Below are 1,869 nucleotides of genomic sequence, written 5' to 3'. Positions count from 1 at the left end.
GTGTCCGGCGCGGCGCCGGCAAGCAGTTCGCCGATCAGCGCCAGGCGCGGCGTTTCGTCGGCCTGCCACAAGGGCCTGCCGATCTGCCATGCCACCGCCTCGGCAAGCGGGGCGGCGCGCGCCTTCATCTCCTCGCCGAAGCGCAAAAGGATCCCCAGCCGTTCGGGCAGAGGCGTGCGCCGCCAGGCCGGCAGCGCCGCGCGGGCTCGGGCGACAGCCGCCTCGATCGCCGCGCCGTCCGCGTAGCTGCGCGTGGCGTAGATCGAGCCGTCGACGGGAGAGGTCACCGAGAAGGTCCGCGCGCCGGAATGCAGGTTCATGGTCTTGGAATCCACCCAAAAGGAAGCTGTCAATCGCGGCACGATATCGCGATTTTCCATTTTGGCAAATTTTTTCGAATACGGCTTGATGGATTTTTTGTCCGCCCCTATTGTCCCGCCATCGCGCCTTGGCGCCGATCGCAAATCGCGCCTTGGCGCCAACATCAAGAGGGGTGACGGATGGTCGTTTTTGATTTCACCGGCAGGCATGCGGTGGTTGCCGGCGCAGGCGGCGGCATGGGCGAGGCGATCGCGCTTGCGCTCCTCGGTGCCGGCGCCTTCGTCACCGCCATCGACGTCAAGGCGCGTCCGGCCTCGCTTGCCGGATATGACGACCGGCTGACCTTCGCGCAGGGCGACCTCACCGACGCCGCCTTCGTCGAACAGGTCATCGGCGCCGCCGGCCGCGAGCGCGGCGGCATCGACTATCTCGCCAATGTCGCCGGCGTGCTGTGGTTCGGCCGCGACAAGTCGGCGCTCGACATGGATCTCGGCGTCTGGGACGACGTCTTCAACATCAACCTGAAATCCTTCGTGCACACGGCGCGCGCGGTCGTCCCCCATATGCGCGCCGGCGGGCGCGGCGGCGCCATGGTGCATTTCTCGACCATCCAGTGGTATCGCGGCGACCCCAACCCGCAGGACGCCTATCAGGCCTCGAAGGCCGGCGTGTGTGCGCTGTCCAAGTCGCTCGCCATGCAGCTTGCCGCCGAGCGCATCCGTTCGAACGCGATCTGCCCCGGCATGGCGCTGACACCGCTGCAGGCGCGCTGGGACACAGAGGAAAAGCGCGCCGCCGTGGCGAGCTACGCGCCGCTCGGCCGCATCGGCACGCCGCAGGACATGGCCAATGCCGCGCTCTTCCTGCTCTCCGACGCCGCAAGCTACATCACCGGCATCGAGCTCCCCGTCGACGGCGGCCTGTTGATGCGGATGTAGGCGACTGGCCTGCCCCCGCGACGCGCTTTTAGGCCGCCACGGCCGTTCCCTGGATCGCCCTGCCCCAGTCGAGCAGCGGCTTGGCGCCAAGCGTGAAGTCGACGAGATCGTCGACCAGCGCCGGCGAATGGATCGTCGCCGGATCGATGTCGTGCCGGACCACGAAATGCCTGCTCCGCACTGCCTGGGCGAGATCCTCGTCACCGACGTCCTCAAAACCGCGTGGCGCCCGCTTCAGGCGGTCTTCCGCATCGAGCTCCAGGCCGGCCTTCTTGAGCGATGAGACCATGGCGCGGAATGCGGCCGGCCTGGTCACGATCGCCTTACGCATCGCCTGCAGCAATTCGGGCGCCGGCTGCCACCAGGCCACACCGGCAAAGCAGCGCTCGAGCCCGATATGCACGTAGAAGACGCCCTGCTCCATCTTGGTGCCGTCGGGCGACAGGATAGCCGACAGGTGCCGGTTGTAGGGTCGCTTGTCTTTGGAGAAGCGCACGTCGCGATTGATGCGGAAAAGTGACCTCTTGCGGTCGCCCCGCAGGCCGAGCTTTGCGGCCTCGAAACGTTCGCTGAGCGTCTCGACCAGATCGCAGAACGGCCCGTGCAGTTC

General features: G+C 67.2%; 3 protein-coding genes. 1 reads left to right on the top strand and 2 read right to left on the bottom strand.

The window, feature by feature from the left end; genetic code table 11:
* Positions 1-320 (bottom strand): aldehyde dehydrogenase family protein (locus EOD07_RS32990; protein WP_127238212.1); only part of this gene is annotated, 320 nt, incomplete at its 3' end.
* Between the two features lie 180 nt (positions 321-500).
* On the opposite strand from EOD07_RS32990, the gene EOD07_RS32985 reads away from it, so the two are divergent.
* Positions 501-1,259: an SDR family oxidoreductase gene (locus EOD07_RS32985; protein ID WP_127238211.1), complete on the top strand. Its 759-nt coding sequence runs from the start codon at positions 501-503 to the stop codon at positions 1,257-1,259.
* A 28-nt stretch (positions 1,260-1,287) separates the two neighbouring features.
* Here EOD07_RS32985 and EOD07_RS32980 read toward each other — a convergent pair.
* A partial coding sequence (locus EOD07_RS32980; protein ID WP_127238210.1) for a TIGR02453 family protein occupies positions 1,288-1,869 on the bottom strand: 582 nt, incomplete at its 5' end.

The organism is Mesorhizobium sp. M2C.T.Ca.TU.002.02.1.1, from assembly GCF_003997225.1.
The sequence above is the reverse complement of the archived record's forward strand: the minus strand, read 5'-3'. Positions and strand labels throughout refer to the sequence as shown.